Consider the following 18,480-nt stretch of genomic DNA (forward strand, 5'->3'; position numbering starts at 1 on the left):
TTGAATAAATAATTTGGCTTGGATCAAGGATGATCAGTTTTCTTTTAGCAGTGCTTGGGCACGCCTACCTCCCATCTGTCAGTTGGGGATCCTATTTTCTTATTATCTTAACCCTAGGAACGCTTGGCCTTTGGTGGAGCTCTCCTACACTTAGATCTCATCTGCTGTTTGCTCTATTCGGTTTTATGGTGGCCCAGTGGCACGCAGTTGATGGGCTCTCTAAAACCTTACCAATAAGCGTTGTGCCAGATGAGTTTGAGATTGAAGGACAGGTCATCAACTTGCAGCCTCAGGCTCCTGAGGGCTTTCAATCACTGATGTTGGATATAGAGAGTGCGCCTGTTCAGTTGATGGGAATCGAGCGTGTGCGACTGGGGCTATACGACTCTGAGGTGAGAATAGCGGCTGGCGATCGCATTAAAGTGCTGGCCAAGGTGGGTCCACTGAATGCCTACCAAAATGAGTTTAGTCCGGATCGACGCAGAAAAGAGTTTGCGCAGGGGATTGGTGGGTCAGGGTATGTCAAACAGCTGATAAAACATGAGCAGCACAGTTCCATTCGGCAACGGGTACATGATTGGCTGAATCATAATATGAGCCAGTCGGCATCCGCTCTGATGTCCGCCCTTGTTTTGGGTTACAGGGGGGATCTAGATGACAGTCAGTGGGAGCTTCTTAGGGTCAGTGGTACCGTCCATTTAGCGGTTGTTAGCGGATTACATCTAGGGGTGATGTGTCTAACAGGCCTTCTATTGGGTAGGTTGGTTGTGGTGTCGATCCAGTACTTGGGTCCTAGGCCTGCCTCGATAATACAAACCCTCCCCGTTTTATGTGCGATCAGTTTAGCCTCTTTTTATCTCTGGTTTGGTGGCTTTGGTGTGCCTTTGCAGAGGGCTTGGATCATGGCGATCTGCTTGTTGCTGCCACAGTTGTTCGCACGGCGAATAGACCCCATGAAACGGCTTAAAATCGCACTCTTTTTGGTTCTGGTCTATGAGCCACTATCAATTTTAGAGATTGGTTTTTGGCTCTCGTTTAGTCTGGTAGGGTTGTTGATTCAGTTCGCCAAGTGGCGCAATGGCCACTCAAGGCTGATAAAGATCTTCTCAGTACAGCTCTTTTTAACCCTATCCATGTTGCCAATTCTGCTCTTTGGTTTAGGACAGTTTAACTTGGGCGGTGCACTGTCCAACCTTTGGGCAATCCCCTATGTCTCACTCTTTGTTGCGCTGTTACCCCTAACGTTAGCACTGGTTGTAGTCTTTGAGCCGATCTTAGCATTCTATGAATTTTGGGCTTCAGGGTTTTGGCATGGACTCTCTTTTCATTCAGTGATCGGTCTGCATGCTCAGTGGCAAACTCCCGAGATGTTTGGGTTCTTTGTGGGCTTGGTTGCTTTGGTATTACTGTTTCTTCCTGGACGCCTCAGAGTGATGAGTCTACTGCTTCTGCTGCCGTTGCTAATTCCCAAACAGAATCGGCCCGATGCGAGTGAGTATGTCGTTCGTCTTCTGGACGTGGGGCAGGGGCTGTCAATATTGATTGAGACCCGGGAAGGAGTGACGGTCTATGATTTGGCGGCTAAAAGTCGAAGTGGTTGGGTCGCAGCCCAAGCCACGCTGTTTCCAACTCTCAGAGCACTGGGCTATAGAGAGTTAGACCTGATTGTTAGTCATTCAGACGTTGACCACAGTGGAGGCTTAGAGAGAACCTTGGAGCAGTTTTCAGTACCACGATTCTATTCAGGCCAGCCCTCTTTAACGGGAGGCGCTGCCTGTGCATCACAAAACTGGAAAAAGGGGGAAGTTCGTTTTCAGCTCTATTCCCTTCAGAACCAGCAATCCGATAATGATCAAAGTTGTGTTCTGCACATCGAAAATGGTCGTTGCTCAATATTGATTGCAGGAGATATGTCCAGCCGTGCAGAAATCGAGTTGCTCAATCAGCAGCGATTAGCCCCCGTGACTTGGTTGGTCTTATCCCACCACGGTAGCCATAGCTCCTCCTCAGGTGTCTGGTTGGATCAACTTTTGCCGGAGGCTGCGATCGCATCGAGAGGCAAGCACAATCGTTTTGGGCATCCTAATGAATCTGTAAAACAGCGTTTGGCCGATCGAGGCATCACCCTTTTGGATACAGCGGAGCAGGGTGAAATAGTATTAACAGCGACCCAAGATCAGTGTCTAAGTGACTCTTTTGCAAACTTATATCCACGTTATTGGCGAACTCATTAATGCTGCGATACTATGGGTTTTTTATAGGCCGTCTAGGCTAGTCAATCTGTCTTTTTGAGGTTTTTCGTTGTTAGAGTTAATTTCCGCCGGTGGTTGGTTGATGCTGCCGATTTTAGCCTGTTCAATTCTTGCACTTGCTATCACGGTTGAGCGTTTAATGGCCCTGAGGGCTGATAGGATTTTGCCACCGGGTCTTCTAGCCGATGTCTGGGGGCTCTATAAAGGTGGGCAGCTGACTAACGAGCGTCTTAAAGAGATAAGAGAGGCGAGTGCATTAGGATCACTGATTGTCGCCGGATTGAGTAACGCAGGCTCAGGTCGCGATGTAATGAAAGAGTCCATTACCGATGCCGCCAGTGACGCCATCCATCAGATGGAGAGATTTTTGAACGCTCTGGGGACTGTCGCAGTCATTACCCCTCTGTTGGGTCTGTTAGGGACTGTGATCGGCATGATTAAAGTCTTCTCCCAGATCATGATTTCCGGCACGGGTAACGCCAACCTTTTGGCCGGGGGTATCTCTGAAGCCCTGATCACAACAGCAGCCGGTTTGACGGTTGCCATCCCTGCGTTGGTAGCGCACCGCTTCTTGCAACGTCGTGTATCGACGCTGGTGTTGGCAATGGAGCAGGAGTCGGTCAAGTTGGTCGATATTATCCATGGTGATCGCAAAGTGGATCTGAAATAGGGCGCTCTGTGAATTTTCCAAGACCTCAATCGGAAGAGATATCCATCAACCTAACTCCATTGATTGATGTGGTCTTCCTGCTACTGATCTTTTTTATGGTGTCGACCACCTTTACTAAAGAGACCCAGCTTAAAGTGGATCTCCCTCAAGCAACGACAGACCAGGTGGCTCAGGTCGATATGCTTGAAATTATTATCAAGGCTGATGGTAGCTTCGCAATCAACGATAAAGCATTGGTCAATGCGCAGTCTAAAACCCTCAGGGCAGCACTTTTAAAAGAGAGTGGTGGTGATCTTACAACCCCTCTAAAGATTTCCGCCGATGCATCGACTCCTCACCAAGCGGTCATTACCACCATGGATGTAGCAGCAAACTTGGGGTTTTCTCAATTGAGTCTTACGACCAGAGAGATCGACTAAGTTGATTGAGAAAGCTTGGTATCAGAAAGCAGGCTGGCTAGTTCTACTGCGTCCCTTATCACTGCTATATGGTTTCATCTCTAGACGCCGCCGTGCTCGTCTGACCGAACAGGCGGTCACAATGGATGTGCCGGTTGTCGTGGTCGGTAATATCAGTGTCGGTGGTACGGGTAAAACACCCCTCTTAATCTATTTGGTGACCCTGGCTAAATCCTTGGGGTTCAACCCTGGTGTGGTCAGTCGTGGATACGGTGGTCAGGCAACAAGTTATCCTATGCAGGTTTCTAACCAGACCTCGCCAGAGGTGGTTGGGGATGAACCGCAGATGATCTTTGAAAAGACAGGAGTGCCAGTCGTTGTTGATCCGAATCGAGTCTCTGCCTGCCAGCATCTAATTGACCAACACCCGGTCGATATCATCTTCAGTGATGATGGTCTGCAGCATTATCAAATGGGGCGTCAGTTCGAAATTGCGGTGATCGACTCTGTGCGAGGGTTAGGTAACCAACAGTTGATGCCGGAAGGGCCTTTAAGAGAAGAGCTGTCGCGCTTAAATGAAGTTGATCTGGTTGTGTTGAATGGTGAGGGCTCCTTTAGCTATCCGGGTGCGCTCTCCTATCGTCTACGTCCTACTGCGTTTAGACACCTAGCATCGGGTGAACAAAAAGCGCTTCAGATTGATGAGCTAGGTAGCAAAACAGTCTATGCATTGGCCGGTATCGGTAACCCTTCACGGTTTTTTGATACCCTAATGGGGCTGGGCTTAGAGCTTAAAACCATCCCTTTAAGAGATCACGCACCGATTACTAAAGAGCTGCTCGATCAATACCGCTCATTGCCATTGGTGATGACCGATAAAGATGCAGTAAAATGTCACTCTATCGCCCCAGATAATTGTTGGGCGCTTTCAGTAGAGGCGGAATTTGCACCCAAAGAGACGGAGCATTTGGCCCGATTACTGAAACGTGTTGTTAACCCTAACGGAGAATAAAATGGATCCTAAACTACTCGATATCCTTGTTTGCCCTGTCAGCAAAGCCCCATTGGAGTGGGATAAGGAGAGTAATGAGCTAGTCTGTCGCACCAGTGGTTTAGCCTATCCTATCCGTGATGGTATTCCTGTGATGCTTGAGAGCGAAGCTCGCACTTTAACCAGTGAAGAGCGCCTTCCGGAGTAAGCTTGATGAGTTTCACTGTTGTTATTCCGGCGCGCTATGCATCTACCCGTTTCCCAGGTAAACCTTTGGTTGAGCTGGCCGGTAAAACGATGGTGCAACACGTCTATGAACGGTCACTTGAGAGTGGTGCTAGTCGTGTCATTGTCGCAACCGATGACCCAAGAATTGAGGCGGTAGCCAAAGGTTTTGGTGCAGAGGTCTGTATGACCTCTGCGGATCATCCTTCAGGCACTGATAGACTCCAAGAGGTCGTTAATAAGATTGGTTTGGCGGATCATGAAATTGTCGTCAATGTTCAGGGTGATGAGCCTCTAATTCCAGCAAAGCTGATCGATCAAGTCGCCGATAACCTTGCGGCACATCAAGATGCAGGCATCTCAACATTAGCCGAGCCTATCGAGACGAAAACCGATCTTTTGAATCCAAATGTGGTCAAGGTTGTGACGGATATTCGCGGCATGGCGCTCTATTTTTCGCGAGCTCCGATCGCTTGGCCGCGAGATATGATGACCAATGATGAGCTGCCTGAGACTCTGCCTTCTCTATTTGCTTGGCGCCGTCATATTGGTATCTACGCCTACCGTGTAGGCTTTCTTAATGCATATGTTCAATGGTCACCTGCACCTATTGAAAAGACTGAATCCCTTGAGCAATTGCGTGCTCTATTCAATGGTGTTTCGATTCATGTAGCCAATGCCGTCGAAGCTCCTCCAGCGGGTGTTGATACCCCTGAAGACCTTGAAAGGCTTAAACGGATAATGGAAGGCCAGTAGGTCGGTTGCAGTAATAAGAGTGTCGTGTGCAATGATAAGAGTGTTGTTTGTCTGTTTAGGTAATATCTGCCGCTCCCCATCAGCCGATGCTATTTTTCGAAAAAAATTGGATGATCACCCTTGGTTAGCCAATCGAGTTGAAGTCGATTCAGCGGGAACCGCAGCATGGCATGTGGGTAACCCGCCAGATCCTCGCTCGGTCAGAGTGGGGGCTGAGCGTGGATACGATCTAACGCCTTTGCGTGCACGACAAGCGACACCTGCTGACTTTGAACGCTTTGACTATATCCTTGCAATGGATGAGGCCAATCTGGATAACTTGCAGGCCATTGCGCCGAATCATTACTCTGGTCACCTGAGCCTGTTTCTCGATTTTTCAGGGAAGAGCGGGGCAGAAGTACCAGATCCCTATTATGGTGAGGGTGACTCAGGTTTTCATGAGGTGGTTGATCTGATTGAAGCAGCATCCGATGGTTTAATTAAGCAGTTAGAGGTGAGACTCGCCTAATGCTCACCATACACTCGTGGCATGATTTAACGGCGTTCAATACTTTGGCGATGCCGGCTAAAGCTCAATTTTTTGCTGAGTTATCTGACTTAAATGACCTTCCTGAACTGCTCGATTTTATTGCTCAGCAGGATCTTCCTTCTCTTTGGATAGGCGGTGGCAGTAACTTGGTGTTGGCAGATGAAGTGCCAGGTTGCGTTGTTCATATTGCAACGAAAGGCATTGAGATCCAATCAGACTCAGAAGCGTCGGTTTTGATTAAAGTGGCTGCAGGAGAGAGCTGGCACGGCCTAGTGACTCACTGTCTTGAAAATGGCTGGTATGGTTTAGAGAATCTCGCACTGATACCAGGTTCGGTTGGCGCATCCCCTGTGCAAAATATCGGTGCCTATGGTGTTGAAGTAGCGGATCTGATCGATCAGGTAGAGGTGTTTGATACGCTTTCCAACGCCTTTAAAGTCATGCAGAAAACGGACTGTCAGTTCGCCTACCGTGACTCGCTGTTCAAGCAAAACCCTGGCCGTTTCATTATCACTTCAGTGCGATTCAGCCTCTCAAAACAATTTGAAGCTAAATGTTCCTATGCGGCACTTCAGGGTTGGTTAGATGCCCAAGGGATTAAAGAGCTGAGCGCTCAAGCGATTTTTGACGCAGTGGTCGCTGTACGCCAATCTAAACTGCCTAATCCTGAAGTACTCCCCAATGCGGGTAGTTTCTTTAAGAATCCTGTTGTCTCAAACGACTGCTTTGAGGGTTTACGTCAAATCTATCCAGAGATTCCTAACTACCCTGATGCTTCCGGAGTAAAGCTTGCTGCGGGTTGGTTAATCGATCAGTGCGGTTGGAAAGGTCTCTATCGTGAACGAGTGGGTGTTCATAAAGATCAGGCACTCGTGATCGTGAATCATGCGGGTGGGTCGCGTCAGGATATTGATGAGCTAGCCGATGATATTAAACAGAGCGTGTTTAATCGGTTCTCGGTTCGCCTAGAGCAAGAGCCGATCGCCTATCCCTAGCCTGAGCAGAAATTAAAACCAAAAAAAAGCAGCCCATTGGCTGCTTTTCTATTGGAAGTGCGCTGTTATTCAGCCGCTTCTGCTTGACGACGCTTCAATCGAGGATCGTTTGCAGCGCGACGGCGGCGACGAGGTTTTGCTTCCTCTTCGCTCGCTTCTGCTTCAGCAGGTGCTTCTTCAACAGTCTCTTCAGTAGCAGTAGGTTCTTCAGTTGCTTCTGCTGCAGGCTCTTCATTGGCTGAAGGTTCTTCATTAGCTGAAGGCTCTTCATCAGCTGAAGGTTCTTCATTCGCTGAGGGCTCTTCACTAGCTGAGGGCTCTACAGCAGGAGTCAGATCCAACTCAACCTGTGTCTCAGTGACTGTTTCAGCCGTAGCTTCAACTTCAGTTACTGTGTTTTCAGTTGACTTTTCTGCAACGACTTCCGGCTCTTGTTCAACAACCGGTGTATTTTCTGCAGACTCTTCAGCAGTAGCTTCGGTAGTCACTTCAGTAGCTTGGCTCTCTGTTTCAGTAGCCGCGGCTTGCTCTGCTGTTGCTTCTGACACTTCGTTAGCTGCTGGCGCTTCAGTAGTGGTCGCTGTTTCAGATGCTTTTGGAGCTTCAGTTGAGGCTTCCGCAGCAACTTCTTCTGAAACGGCTTCTAGCGGTGCATTGAGCAACTCCTCTGGGATAGGATTGCTACGTTCAGCACTGCGCTCTTCATTGGCGCGACGACGACGTCCACGGTTTTTACTGCGAGGTGGTAGTTCCGTTTCGCTATTGTTTCCAGAGTTGAACTCTTCATTGCCGTTTTCAGAGCGACGATCACGACCACCGCGACGGCGACGACGTGAACGGCCAGAGCGCTGCTCGTCATTCGATGAACTCTTATCGTTATCACCTATGGTCGGCAGGTTGTTCTCCGTCTCAACCGTAATGACTTCGTCTGCATCACGACGCTCACGACGATCGTTACGGCGATTGTTACCACGGCGACGATCGTTACGGTTATTGTTACGACGACGGTTGTTACGGTTGCCATCGCGGTCAGAGCCTTTCTTGTCATCACGGCGAGTGCTCTTTTTATCGTCCTCTTTGGCAGAATCGGATAGACCAAACAGACCTTTAATCGCTGCAATAATACGCTCGCCCAATGATTTGTTAGCGACAGGCTTACGACTATTCTGCTGACGTTTTTGTTGGCGAGCTGGCTCTGCTTTTGGTTCAGAGCTCTCGCTCTTAGGTGCTGGTGGCGCAGATGAGTTAAGAACCCCCTGCACAGCAGCTTGCTCACGCGGAACGACCGGAAGTGGTTTGTCGGTAGGATCTTCGACTGGCTGTTCTGGTTGAAGCGTGTAGCTCGCATCATTCACCGTAGTGATGGTGTGATCATCGCGCAAACGAACCACTTCGTAGTGTGGTGTTTCCATGTTTGGATTAGGAACCACAACGATACGAACGTTTTGACGCAGCTCAACAGCGTGCACTTGATGACGCTTCTCGTTAAGCAGGAAGGTCGCTACGCTGACTGGAAGAATCGCGCGAATTTGAGAGGTGCGATCTTTAGACGCTTCCTCTTCAAGAATACGCAGAATAGAGAGTGCCAGTGATTCAATATCACGAATGTAGCCTTGGCCATTACAGCGAGGGCAGACGTGACCGCGACTCTCTGCCAACGATGGACGCAGGCGTTGACGTGACATCTCTAGAAGACCAAAGCGCGAGATGCGTCCCATCTGAACGCGTGCGCGGTCAAGCTTGAGTGCATCGTTAAGGCGTTTTTCAACTTCGCGCTGGTGTTTGATTGGCGTCATATCGATGAAGTCGATAACTACCAGACCACCCATGTCGCGAAGGCGAAGCTGGCGAGCAATCTCATCAGCCGCTTCAAGGTTGGTGTTCAGAGCGGTCTCTTCAATATCGCCGCCCTTAGTTGCGCGAGCGGAGTTGATATCGATTGAAACTAGAGCTTCTGTTGGGTCGATAACAATCGAACCGCCAGAAGGGAGTTTTACTTCACGTTCAAATGCTGATTCGATCTGTGTCTCGATCTGGAAGCGGTTGAACAGTGGTACAGACTCTTTGTAAAGCTTGATACGGTTTTCGTAAGTTGGCATTACCTGACGAACGAAAAGCTGAGCTTGTTCAAATACTTTCGGCTCGTCGATTAGCACTTCACCGATGTCATCGCGTAGATAGTCGCGAATAGCACGAATAACGACGTTGCTCTCTTGGTAGATCAGGAATGGAGCAGGGCGATCATCAACTTCAGTAATCGCAGTCCAAACCGTTGCTAGGTAGTTAAGATCCCACTGCAGCTCTTCAGTCGAACGGCCAATACCGGCGGTACGAACGATGACGCCCATGCCTTTAGGAATGTCCAAGCCGTTCATGGCCGCTTTCAGTTCAGAGCGCTCATCACCTTCGATGCGGCGCGAAATACCACCTGCACGAGGGTTGTTAGGCATTAGAACCATGTAACGACCGGCAAGGCTGATAAAGGTTGTCAGAGCGGCGCCTTTATTGCCACGCTCCTCTTTATCGACCTGAACGATGACTTCGGTACCCTCTTTTACAAGATCTTTGATGCTTGGACGCTGGCCGCGTTCAGGCGATGAGACAAAGTACTCTTTAGCGATCTCTTTTAGGGGTAGGAAACCGTGACGTTCGGCACCGTAATCGACAAATGCAGCTTCAAGGCTGGCTTCTACACGGCTGATACGGCCTTTGTAGATGTTTGCCTTCTTCTGCACGCGGGAGTTGGATTCAATATCCAAATCGAACATGCGCTGTCCATCGACAAGCGCAACACGCAACTCTTCTTGTTGAGTCGCGTTGATTAACATGCGTTTCATTTTGACGTTCTCTTAACGCAACGCATCTTTGACGGGCAACAAACCTGTGTCCTGGCTTTATCGAAGCAATAACTAATCTCCAGTACGCTCTGCACCGGATAATTAGGCTCTCTTCAGCGATGAAGGAAACATCAACCAATATCGTTATCGATTCTAGCTGTGGCTGCTGCTCTGCCCAATTTACTCAACGTGGAGTGGGAGGCTGCAGGTTCCTGGTTGATGTGCGTCTCCATCCTTCAGCCGAGGGCTGTTGTTCAGCACTCGTGAAAAATACGTCGCTATTTATAAATTTCTTCAGCCATTACATGGCTATTCAAGCTGGGTAACTACCGCCAAATTGTGAGTGAATCACTGTTCGCTCTAGTGGGGTGTAAATAAAAATGAAGCCTTCTTCATCCAGCAGCGGTAGAATATAGCAACTTACTGGTTTTTCAGCAATTTATTTTACCCACACATCATGCCTTCAAATCCCCCTAAGTCCGGCTCTTTGAATAAAGTTCAGTTTGTTGATATCGATGCCGATCAAGCGGGTCAGCGTATCGATAATTTCTTGCGGACCTTTCTTAAAGGGGCGCCAAAAACGCTGATCTACAGGCTGTTGCGCAAGGGTGAGATTCGAGTTAACAAAAAACGCACTAAACCTGACTATAAGCTTCAAGCGATGGATCAAATACGCATCGCACCGATTCGCCTGCCCGAAAAAGGGGAGAGTGCCCCTGTCAGTGATCAGTTGCTCGAATTGCTAGAGCGTTCAGTGGTCTATGAGACTGACTCACTGCTGATCATCAATAAACCCTCGGGTATAGCGGTGCATGGTGGTAGCGGCGTCTCATTAGGGCTGATTGAGGCGGTTAGAAAATTGCGCCCAGATGCGCGTTTTTTAGAGCTGATTCACCGAATCGATCGTGACACCTCAGGTTGCATCATGATTGCTAAAAAACGCTCGATGTTACGTTACATGCACGATGCGTTTAGGGAGCGTCGAGTGCATAAGATCTATCAGGCACTGGTTGTTGGTCGTTGGGATGCTAAGCACAAACAGATCAATGCACCTCTGCTGCGAGATGAGCACCGATCAGGTGAACGAACCGTCCGCGTCTCCCCTGAGGGCAAACCGTCGGTTACTAACTTTTCAGTGCTGCGTCGATTTGGTGATCTTGCCACCCTAGTGGAAGCTCGGCCTAAAACGGGTCGCACTCACCAGATTAGAGTGCACACCCAATATACGGGTCATCCGATTGTGGGTGATGTTAAGTACACTTCGGATGAGAACAACGCTGAATTTAAAAAGCTGGGTTTTAAACGATTGATGCTTCATGCAGCCGGCCTCAGGTTCATCCTGCCTGATGGCGAAGAGCTAGAAGTGCGTGCTCCGTTAGATGATAGTTTGTTAAGATTGATGGACAATTTGTAGTTCGTTGCAGTGGAACGAAAAGGTAAAGATGAGCGAGTTAGATCTTAAAGTAGTTGAGTTAGCAGAAGAGCTGTTGGCCGAAGGCCAATTGCCGACTGAGGTTGTGATCTCTGAACGACTGGGTCTCTCTAGAGATGAAGCCAGTGCGGCATTAAGTCAGTGGGCGCAGAGTTTGAGTTATGCCCGACTGCCTGAGGTGCATGCCAGTGCAAAGTTACATAACTCTGTGCCCGAGTCACTGAGTAAAGGCATTGAACAGATCTGGGATCTTGCGTTGCAAGAGGCGATGGCCGAGCTGCGAGTTGAGTTGCAGAGTGAACGAGCGGGTGATGAAGAGGATCGCAAGGCGACTCGCGACATGGTTCGTGACGCGGAAGCACTCTATCGTGACTTGGAAGTGAAATACCGCGCGCAAACTCAGCAGATGGATAAGAGTGAGCAGGCTCTTCGAGCGATTGAAGCTGAAATGGGCGTGCTTAAAGCCAACATTGCCAGTGAGATCAATCAACGTAAAAAGGCTGAACAGGTTCGTACTAACCTAGAGACCGAATTGAACCAGCTTCGTAAGATGCACGAAGATGCCAAGAAAACCTTTGATGCACGTATCAAAGCGGAGCAGCAGCAGGCATTGGAGAACGTTACCCGTGCTGAGGTTGAAGCTCGTCACTATCGTAATGCGCTTGAAAAGCTTCGTGATGAGGGCACTCGAACAGAGTCAGAGCTGACGCGTTCAGTTCATGAAAACCAGGCTCAGATAGCGAAGAAAGATGCACGTCTTGAGATGCAAGAGAAGACCATCAGCGATCTGGAACGTGATCTGAACGAACTAAAAGAGAACATGACATCGGCCAGTCGTGATATCTCGAATATCAACTCTAAGCTGCTGCGTGAAACTAACGCCAACCGTCGTTTGGAAGCTCAGATTAAAGAGCGCGATGATCAGGTTCGTGTACTGAATCAGAAGTTGACGGTCGCAGCAACGGAAGCTGCAAAGCGCGAAAGCGTGCTTCGTCAGCAGCTCAAAGAGAAAGATGAATCGCTGACGCGCGCTACCGCTCGAGTGAACTCACTGGAGAAGCGTATTACTCAGCAGGAAGATCAGATTCGCCGACTCAATGCTCGCCTTTAGTCGTGTATAAGGATATAGCCTTTTGCTTTAGCTTATTCTCTAGTGTTATATTTGGCTTATTAATAGATATCAACGCCGACTAAGGGCGATTGGCTAATAATTGGCTAATAATTGGCTAATAATTGGCTATAAATTGGAGCAATAGATGAAACTTCAGCAGCTGCGTTACATTTGGGAAGTCTCTAAACACGACCTCAATGTCTCTGCTACGGCACAAAGCCTATACACATCGCAACCAGGTATCTCTAAGCAGATCCGTCTACTAGAAGATGAACTGGGTGTTGAAGTGTTCGCTCGTAGTGGTAAGCACCTGACGCGCGTTACACCTGCTGGTAAAGCGATTCTTGAGATCTCAGGAGAGATTCTCCAGAAAGTGGACTCTATTCGCCAGATTGCTCAAGAGTTCAGCGATGAGCGTAAAGGCAGCCTATCGGTAGCCACCACTCACACACAGGCACGTTACGCTCTGCCTCCTGTGATTAATGAATTCATCAAAATGTATCCTGAAGTTGCGCTTCATATGCACCAGGGTACACCTACTCAAATTTCTGAGATGGCCGCCGATGGTACTGTCGATTTCGCGATTGCGACGGAAGCGATGGGCAGCTACTCAGATCTAATTATGATGCCTTGCTACAGCTGGAACCGTTCAGTGGTCGTACCTAAAGATCACCCGCTTGCGCAAGGTGGCGAGTTAACTCTAGAGAAGTTAGCTTCTTATCCAATTGTTACCTATACCTTTGGTTTTACCGGTCGTGGCAAGTTGGATGAAGCGTTTAAAGAGCAAGGTCTCGATCCTAAAGTGGTCTTCACTGCGGTGGATTCGGACGTTATCAAAACCTACGTTCGCCTAGGGTTGGGTGTAGGTATCATTGCCAGCATGGCGGTCGATCAGCAGCTAGATCAGGATCTGGTAGCGATCGATGCATCTCATCTGTTTGAGCCCTCTATCACTCGAATCGGTTTCCGTCGTGGCACCTTCCTTCGCGGTTACATGTTCGACTTCATTCAGAAGTTTGCTCCACACATTACTCACGACGTTCTTGAAAAAGTTCAAGCCTGTAGCGGTCGTGCTGAAGTGGATGAGCTGTTCCAGGATATACAGATCCCTTCGATGTAAGGCCATAGGTCTAATGAACCTCTAATATTGTCGTCTTTCGTTTGAAAGGCGGCGACTAAATCGCTAGAGTAGCCTCTCAATTTTTAAAGGAGAGCCTAGCGTGGAACTAGCATGTCTTGATCTTGAAGGGGTCCTAATCCCTGAAATCTGGATCGCATTTGCCGAAGAGACTGGTATCGAGGAGTTAAAAGCAACGACTCGTGATATCCCTGATTACGATGTGTTGATGAAGCAGCGCCTTCGTATTCTTGATGAGCACGGTCTAACCCTTCCTCAGATCCAAGAGACCATTGCTAAGCTGAGCCCACTTCCAGGCGCTAAAGAGTTCACCGATTGGTTGCGTGAGCGTTTCCAGCTGGTGATTCTTTCCGATACCTTCTATGAGTTTGCAGCACCGTTGATGGCTCAATTGGGTTACCCAACGCTGCTTTGTCACCGACTTGAGACAGACGAAAACGGTCGTATAACTGACTACACGCTTCGTCAGCGCGACCCTAAGCGTCAATCAGTGCGTGCTTTCCAGCTGCTTAATTACCGTGTTATCGCTGCAGGCGACTCTTACAACGACACGACTATGTTGGCTCAAGCTGAGCAGGGCATTCTTTTCCATGCTCCGCAGAACGTCATTGAAGAGTTCCCGCAATTCCCAGCGGTACACACCTACGAAGATCTTAAGAAAGAGTTTCTAGCGGCAAGTAACCGCAATCTCTCCCTTTAAAACTGCCTATTGGGGGTAGCATTAGCTGCCCCTACTTATCCCGAGTAGTGCTTACCATGAGTCGACTATCAGATAGTCACTGTCATTCAGACACTCTAGCCCATGCAGGTTATCAGCACGCTTATCGCATTTATCGTCACCCAGAATCTGAAGGTGGTCGCCGACTGCTGTTAATCCACGGCGCTGGTGTGGCGGGTCGATATACTTGGGAAGCGATGCAGCACTTTCTTGAAGGCTGGGGTGAAATCCTTGTACCTGATTTACGAGGGGCAGGTGAGACCGTCAGTGATGATGGAGTAGAGCACCCCTTCAGTGTCAATGACCTGGTGTCGGATATGACCCACCTAGTGGATCATTTAGGCTGGCATGAGTTCGATCTAGCGGGCTATTCTCTTGGGGGCTTGGTGTCACTGTTGTTAAAACAGAACCTCAGAGATCGGGTGCGCAAACAGTTCCTGCTTGAGAGTGCGCTGCTCGATCGTCATGATTGGCAAGAGACCGTCTCCATTCGTCAATCCTTCTCTGCCGCGGCTAAAAGCCTACGCAATACAGAGGGTGATGAAGGGATTCGAACCTTTCTTGATACCATTTCGCCCAATCGTAAGGTGAGTGAAGCGGTTGAAAAAATGACTTTGCAGCGTTTGGGCGAGCGTCGACTGGGTTTTGCTAACTCTCTAGACGCCGTTACCAATGCGGCCCTGTTCATCGATCGAGAGAGACTGCTAGCGGCTCAAGGGGATGTCAGCAGTTTTATAGGTGGATTGAGTGTCGAGCCGATGCATCAACTGCATCAGCACCTGTCAGACAGTATGCGTAATTGGCACTACCATTTTGTGGCAGGGACAGATCACTCCCTACCTTATCAAAAGCCTCGTCAGATCGCCCGTATCATGAATGATGAGTTAAAGCGCTATTTAAAAGGCTACTGAATTGCTAAAAATCCATTGATTAGCATCTGAACAGCGATCGAGATCAATATCATACCCATCAGACGTTCTATCGCTTTCAAGCCACGTTTGCCGAGTATTCTATAGAGTGATTGTCCTGCGATTAAAATAATAGCGGTCGCCACCCAGCTGATCAGAAGGGCGATTAACCAGTCTATACTGCGACTCGGTTCGCTCTCTGCTAAAAGTACCAGAGTGGCCAGTATTGAAGGGCCTGCGATCATTGGCGTAGCCAAGGGGACCACTAGCGGTTCGCTATCATCCTCATCATCGCCCATAACGCCACCACGGGATGGGAAGATCATTCGGATTGCAATAATCAGTAGTACTAAACCGCCAGAGATAGAGACCGCCTCTTTAGAGAGCGATAACAGTTTTAACAGTGCCGAGCCGCTGTATAAGAAGATCAGCATTAGGATTAAGGCGATCACTAACTCCCTGAGTAGTACCTTGATACGTCTGGCGGGGTCGACCTTTTTAAGAATGGATAACACCACAGGGATATTGCCCAACGGATCCATGATTAAGAAGAGCATCAATGCTGCAGCGTAGGTATCCATATTTCACTCCTGCTTATATCCGACTGATCAGTCGAGATAACAAAATTGTCGACAATGTTAGCCTTTTGGTTGATTGTCAGCCTATATAAAGCGGGTTATTCTACATTGCACAATCAGATTGTCGACAATATTTATGACCATTGAACCGCTTTACGCTTCAGAATCACAACAGAGTAGCACGCTTGCAGACCGAGTGTGTCATGAAATTATTACTGCGATTGTGAAGGGTGAAATTCCAGCGGGCGCTAAAATTTCTGAACCAGAACTGGCTAAAACCTACGGTATTTCGCGAGGCCCACTTCGTGAAGCGATACGTCGTTTAGAGGGGCTGCGTCTGGTTGAGCGAAAGCCTCATATTGGCGCGCGTGTTGTTCAGTTAAGTGTCAAAGAGCTGTTGGAAATCTATCGCGTTCGTGAAGCGCTAGAGGGTATGGCGTGCCGTTTAGCCGCGACCGTTATGCCGCAAGAGGAGATCAACCAGCTTCGTGCTCTGCTAGATCAGCATCAGTCAGGTATCGAAGAGCAAGAGGGACAGGCCTACTTTCAGAAAGAGGGCGATCTCGATTTTCACTACCGAATTGTGATGGCGTCTGGTAACTCAAAACTTCAAGAGTTATTAGCGGCCGATCTATACCACTTGGTGCGAATGTATCGTTTCCAATTCAGTCTTTCCAGTTCTCGTCCCACCATGGCTTTACGTGAGCACCATCAAATATTGGATGCCATTGAAGCGCGTGATGAAGAGCTGGCCGAACTTTTAATGCGTCGTCACATCAGTGCATCAAGACGCAATATCGAATCTAAATTAAATCAACCCTAAGGAGAGATAGAGATGACTCAGTCGATGTCCCCAGGCGCTAAGTTCCGTAAGGCACTAGCCGATAACAAGCCACTTCAAGTTGTGGGTACTTTCAACGCATACAACGCAATGATGGCAACACGTGTTGGTCACCAAGCGATCTATCTCTCTGGTGGTGGTATTGCAAACGCCTCTTACGGCCTACCTGATCTAGGTATGACCTCATTGAACGATGTGATGGAAGATGTACGTCGTGTAACAGCAGCCTGTGATACGCCTCTGATGGTTGATATCGATACAGGTTGGGGTGGTGCATTCAACATCGCACGTACGGTTAAAGAGATGATTCGTGGTGGCGCAGCGGCGTGTCACCTTGAAGACCAGGTTGCTCAGAAGCGTTGTGGTCACCGTCCAAACAAAGAGATCGTCTCTCTAGAAGAGATGGTTGATCGTGTTAAAGCGGCCGTTGATGCTAAAACAGACGATGACTTCTTTATCATTGCCCGTACCGATGCATTCCAGATGGAAGGTCTTAACGCAGCCGTTGAACGTGCACAAGCCTGTTTAGAAGCGGGTGCTGACGGTATCTTCGCTGAAGCGGTTCATACGCTTGAAGACTATAAAGCCTTCTCTCAGGGTATTAACGGTGGACACCTACTTGCGAACATCACTGAATTTGGTGCGACACCTCTATTCAATAAAGAGGAGTTGGCAGAGAACGGTTGTACGATGGTTCTTTACCCACTGTCTGGTTTCCGTGCAGCAAACAAAGCCTCTTTGAACGTTTACGAAGCGCTACTGCGTGATGGCGATCAGAAAGCCGTTGTGGATACGATGCAGACTCGCATGGATCTTTACGATTTCTTGAACTACCACGACTTTGAACAGAAGCTAGATGCTCTGTTCCAAGAAGGTAAAAACAAGTAACTAATCCCTAACTCTCGGATCTGTTGTTCTGTCGCAGGTCCATGTCATTCAAGGAGAAAGAGATGGCTGAAGCAAAAAAATTAAGTGGTGCAGGTCTGCGTGGTCAATCTGCGGGTGAAACGGCACTCTGTACGGTTGGTAAATCGGGCGCTGGTCTTACTTACCGCGGCTACGATATTAAAGAGTTGGCTGACAATGCGCAGTTTGAGGAGGTTGCCTACCTTCTTCTATACGGCAAACTGCCTAACCAAGCGGAACTGGATGCTTATAAAGCACGTCTGAAAGGCATGCGCGCACTTCCAGCAGCGCTTAAAACGGTTCTAGAGAACATCCCTAAAAATGCTCATCCAATGGATGTGATGCGTACCGGTGTCTCTATGTTGGGTAACCTTGAGACAGAGATGGACTTTAGCGAACAGCACGATCACATCGATCGCATGCTGGCGGTATTCCCTGGCATCATCAACTACTGGTACAACTTTGCTCACAAAGGCATCCGAGTTGAGACAGAGACAGACGCAGACTCTATTGCAGAGCAGTTCCTATGGACGCTTCACAATAAAAAACCAGAGCCGCTGCACGTCGATGTTATGCACGCCTCTTTGATCCTTTACGCAGAGCATGAGTTCAATGCCTCAACCTTTACGGCTCGTGTCTGTGCGTCAACGCTGTCTGACATTCACAGCTGTGTGACCGGTGCCATCGGTTCACTGCGTGGTCCTTTGCATGGCGGCGCTAACGAAGCGGCGATGGCGATGATCGAAAACTGGAAATCTGCTGACGAAGCAGAGGAAGCGATCATGGGTATGTTGGCTCGTAAAGATAAGATCATGGGCTTTGGTCACGCGATCTACCGCGAGTCAGATCCACGTAACGCGATCATCAAAGAGTGGTCTGAAAAACTCTCTAAACAGGTAGGTGATACGCACCTTTACGCTGTTTCTGAGCGTGTTGAAGCGGTCATGTGGCGTGAGAAGAAACTCTTCTGTAACGCGGACTTCTTCCACGCATCGGCTTACCACTTCATGGGTATCCCTACTGAACTGTTCACGCCGATCTTTGTCTGTTCGCGCGTAGCGGGTTGGACTGCTCACGTCATCGAACAGCGTGCAAACAACCGTATTATCCGTCCTTCTGCAGACTACACTGGCCCTGAGTCGGCTGAGTGGGTTGCGATTGAAGACCGTGCCTAATTAAGAGTAGGAACTTGAAA

18 protein-coding genes are annotated in these 18,480 nt (G+C 48.8%); 16 read left to right on the forward strand and 2 right to left on the reverse strand.

The annotated features are described in order from the left end of the window. The first annotated feature begins 29 nt into the window (after positions 1-29). From XMM312_RS08735 to murB, 8 genes are all read left to right on the forward strand, one after another. Positions 30-2,234, forward strand: coding sequence for a DNA internalization-related competence protein ComEC/Rec2 (locus XMM312_RS08735; RefSeq protein ID WP_173489097.1), 2,205 nt, complete (start codon positions 30-32; stop codon positions 2,232-2,234). A gap of 67 nt (positions 2,235-2,301) precedes the next feature. Beyond that, positions 2,302-2,922, forward strand: coding sequence for a MotA/TolQ/ExbB proton channel family protein (locus tag XMM312_RS08740; RefSeq protein WP_173489098.1), 621 nt, complete (start codon positions 2,302-2,304; stop codon positions 2,920-2,922). Positions 2,923-2,930: 8 nt separating this feature from the next. Beyond that, a complete protein-coding gene (locus tag XMM312_RS08745) occupies positions 2,931-3,341 on the forward strand; it encodes a biopolymer transporter ExbD (protein ID WP_173489099.1) in 411 nt (136 codons plus the stop codon). A 1-nt stretch (position 3,342) separates the two neighbouring features. Beyond that, positions 3,343-4,332, forward strand: a complete 990-nt coding sequence (gene lpxK / locus XMM312_RS08750) for a tetraacyldisaccharide 4'-kinase (RefSeq protein ID WP_173489100.1) — start codon at positions 3,343-3,345, stop codon at positions 4,330-4,332. A gap of 1 nt (position 4,333) precedes the next feature. Next, positions 4,334-4,519, forward strand: coding sequence for a Trm112 family protein (locus XMM312_RS08755; RefSeq protein WP_173483215.1), 186 nt, complete (start codon positions 4,334-4,336; stop codon positions 4,517-4,519). Between the two features lie 5 nt (positions 4,520-4,524). Then, positions 4,525-5,292: a 3-deoxy-manno-octulosonate cytidylyltransferase gene (gene kdsB, locus XMM312_RS08760; RefSeq protein ID WP_173483214.1), complete on the forward strand. Its 768-nt coding sequence runs from the start codon at positions 4,525-4,527 to the stop codon at positions 5,290-5,292. Positions 5,293-5,323: 31 nt separating this feature from the next. Next, positions 5,324-5,800 (forward strand): low molecular weight protein-tyrosine-phosphatase, encoded by a 477-nt coding sequence (locus tag XMM312_RS08765; protein ID WP_173484306.1) that lies wholly within the window; start codon positions 5,324-5,326, stop codon positions 5,798-5,800. Then, a complete protein-coding gene (gene murB / locus XMM312_RS08770; protein WP_173489101.1) occupies positions 5,800-6,816 on the forward strand; it encodes a UDP-N-acetylmuramate dehydrogenase in 1,017 nt (338 codons plus the stop codon). The genes XMM312_RS08765 and murB overlap by 1 nt, the downstream gene beginning before the upstream one ends. A 65-nt stretch (positions 6,817-6,881) precedes the next feature. Here the strand turns inward: murB and rne are convergent, their stop codons facing one another. Further along, complete coding sequence (rne, locus tag XMM312_RS08775) at positions 6,882-9,653, reverse strand: ribonuclease E (RefSeq protein ID WP_173489102.1); 2,772 nt, start codon at positions 9,651-9,653, stop codon at positions 6,882-6,884. Between the two features lie 457 nt (positions 9,654-10,110). Here rne and rluC point away from each other — a divergent pair, with 457 nt between their 5' ends. The 5 genes from rluC (at position 10,111) to XMM312_RS08800 (ending at position 14,963) form a co-directional block, all read left to right on the forward strand. Continuing rightward, complete coding sequence (gene rluC / locus XMM312_RS08780; RefSeq protein WP_173483210.1) at positions 10,111-11,067, forward strand: 23S rRNA pseudouridine(955/2504/2580) synthase RluC; 957 nt, start codon at positions 10,111-10,113, stop codon at positions 11,065-11,067. 28 nt (positions 11,068-11,095) lie between these two features. Further along, positions 11,096-12,196 (forward strand): DNA-binding protein, encoded by a 1,101-nt coding sequence (locus XMM312_RS08785; protein WP_173484303.1) that lies wholly within the window; start codon positions 11,096-11,098, stop codon positions 12,194-12,196. A gap of 145 nt (positions 12,197-12,341) precedes the next feature. After that, positions 12,342-13,316 (forward strand): HTH-type transcriptional regulator CysB, encoded by a 975-nt coding sequence (gene cysB / locus XMM312_RS08790; protein ID WP_173481628.1) that lies wholly within the window; start codon positions 12,342-12,344, stop codon positions 13,314-13,316. A 100-nt stretch (positions 13,317-13,416) separates the two neighbouring features. Then, positions 13,417-14,034 (forward strand): bifunctional phosphoserine phosphatase/homoserine phosphotransferase ThrH, encoded by a 618-nt coding sequence (thrH, locus tag XMM312_RS08795; protein ID WP_173481627.1) that lies wholly within the window; start codon positions 13,417-13,419, stop codon positions 14,032-14,034. Positions 14,035-14,090: 56 nt separating this feature from the next. Further along, positions 14,091-14,963 (forward strand): alpha/beta fold hydrolase, encoded by an 873-nt coding sequence (locus tag XMM312_RS08800; RefSeq protein ID WP_173483208.1) that lies wholly within the window; start codon positions 14,091-14,093, stop codon positions 14,961-14,963. Here XMM312_RS08800 and XMM312_RS08805 read toward each other — a convergent pair. Further along, positions 14,957-15,541, reverse strand: a complete 585-nt coding sequence (locus XMM312_RS08805; protein WP_173483207.1) for a MarC family protein — start codon at positions 15,539-15,541, stop codon at positions 14,957-14,959. The genes XMM312_RS08800 and XMM312_RS08805 overlap by 7 nt on opposite strands. A gap of 133 nt (positions 15,542-15,674) precedes the next feature. Between XMM312_RS08805 and XMM312_RS08810 the strand changes: the two genes are divergently transcribed. The 3 genes from XMM312_RS08810 to prpC all read left to right on the forward strand — a co-directional run bounded on the left by XMM312_RS08810 (position 15,675) and on the right by prpC (position 18,460). After that, entirely contained in the window at positions 15,675-16,361 is a 687-nt protein-coding gene (locus tag XMM312_RS08810; RefSeq protein ID WP_173481624.1) for a GntR family transcriptional regulator, read from the forward strand. A 12-nt stretch (positions 16,362-16,373) separates the two neighbouring features. Then, complete coding sequence (gene prpB / locus XMM312_RS08815) at positions 16,374-17,267, forward strand: methylisocitrate lyase (protein ID WP_173481623.1); 894 nt, start codon at positions 16,374-16,376, stop codon at positions 17,265-17,267. Between the two features lie 62 nt (positions 17,268-17,329). Next, the gene (gene prpC / locus XMM312_RS08820; RefSeq protein ID WP_173481622.1) at positions 17,330-18,460 is read left to right on the forward strand and encodes a 2-methylcitrate synthase; all 1,131 of its coding nucleotides are present in this window, start codon (positions 17,330-17,332) and stop codon (positions 18,458-18,460) included. The last annotated feature ends 20 nt before the right edge of the window (positions 18,461-18,480 follow it).

Source organism: Marinobacterium sp. xm-m-312 (assembly GCF_013283295.1).
In the GTDB taxonomy this organism is placed as follows: Bacteria; Pseudomonadota; Gammaproteobacteria; order Pseudomonadales; family Balneatricaceae; genus Marinobacterium_E.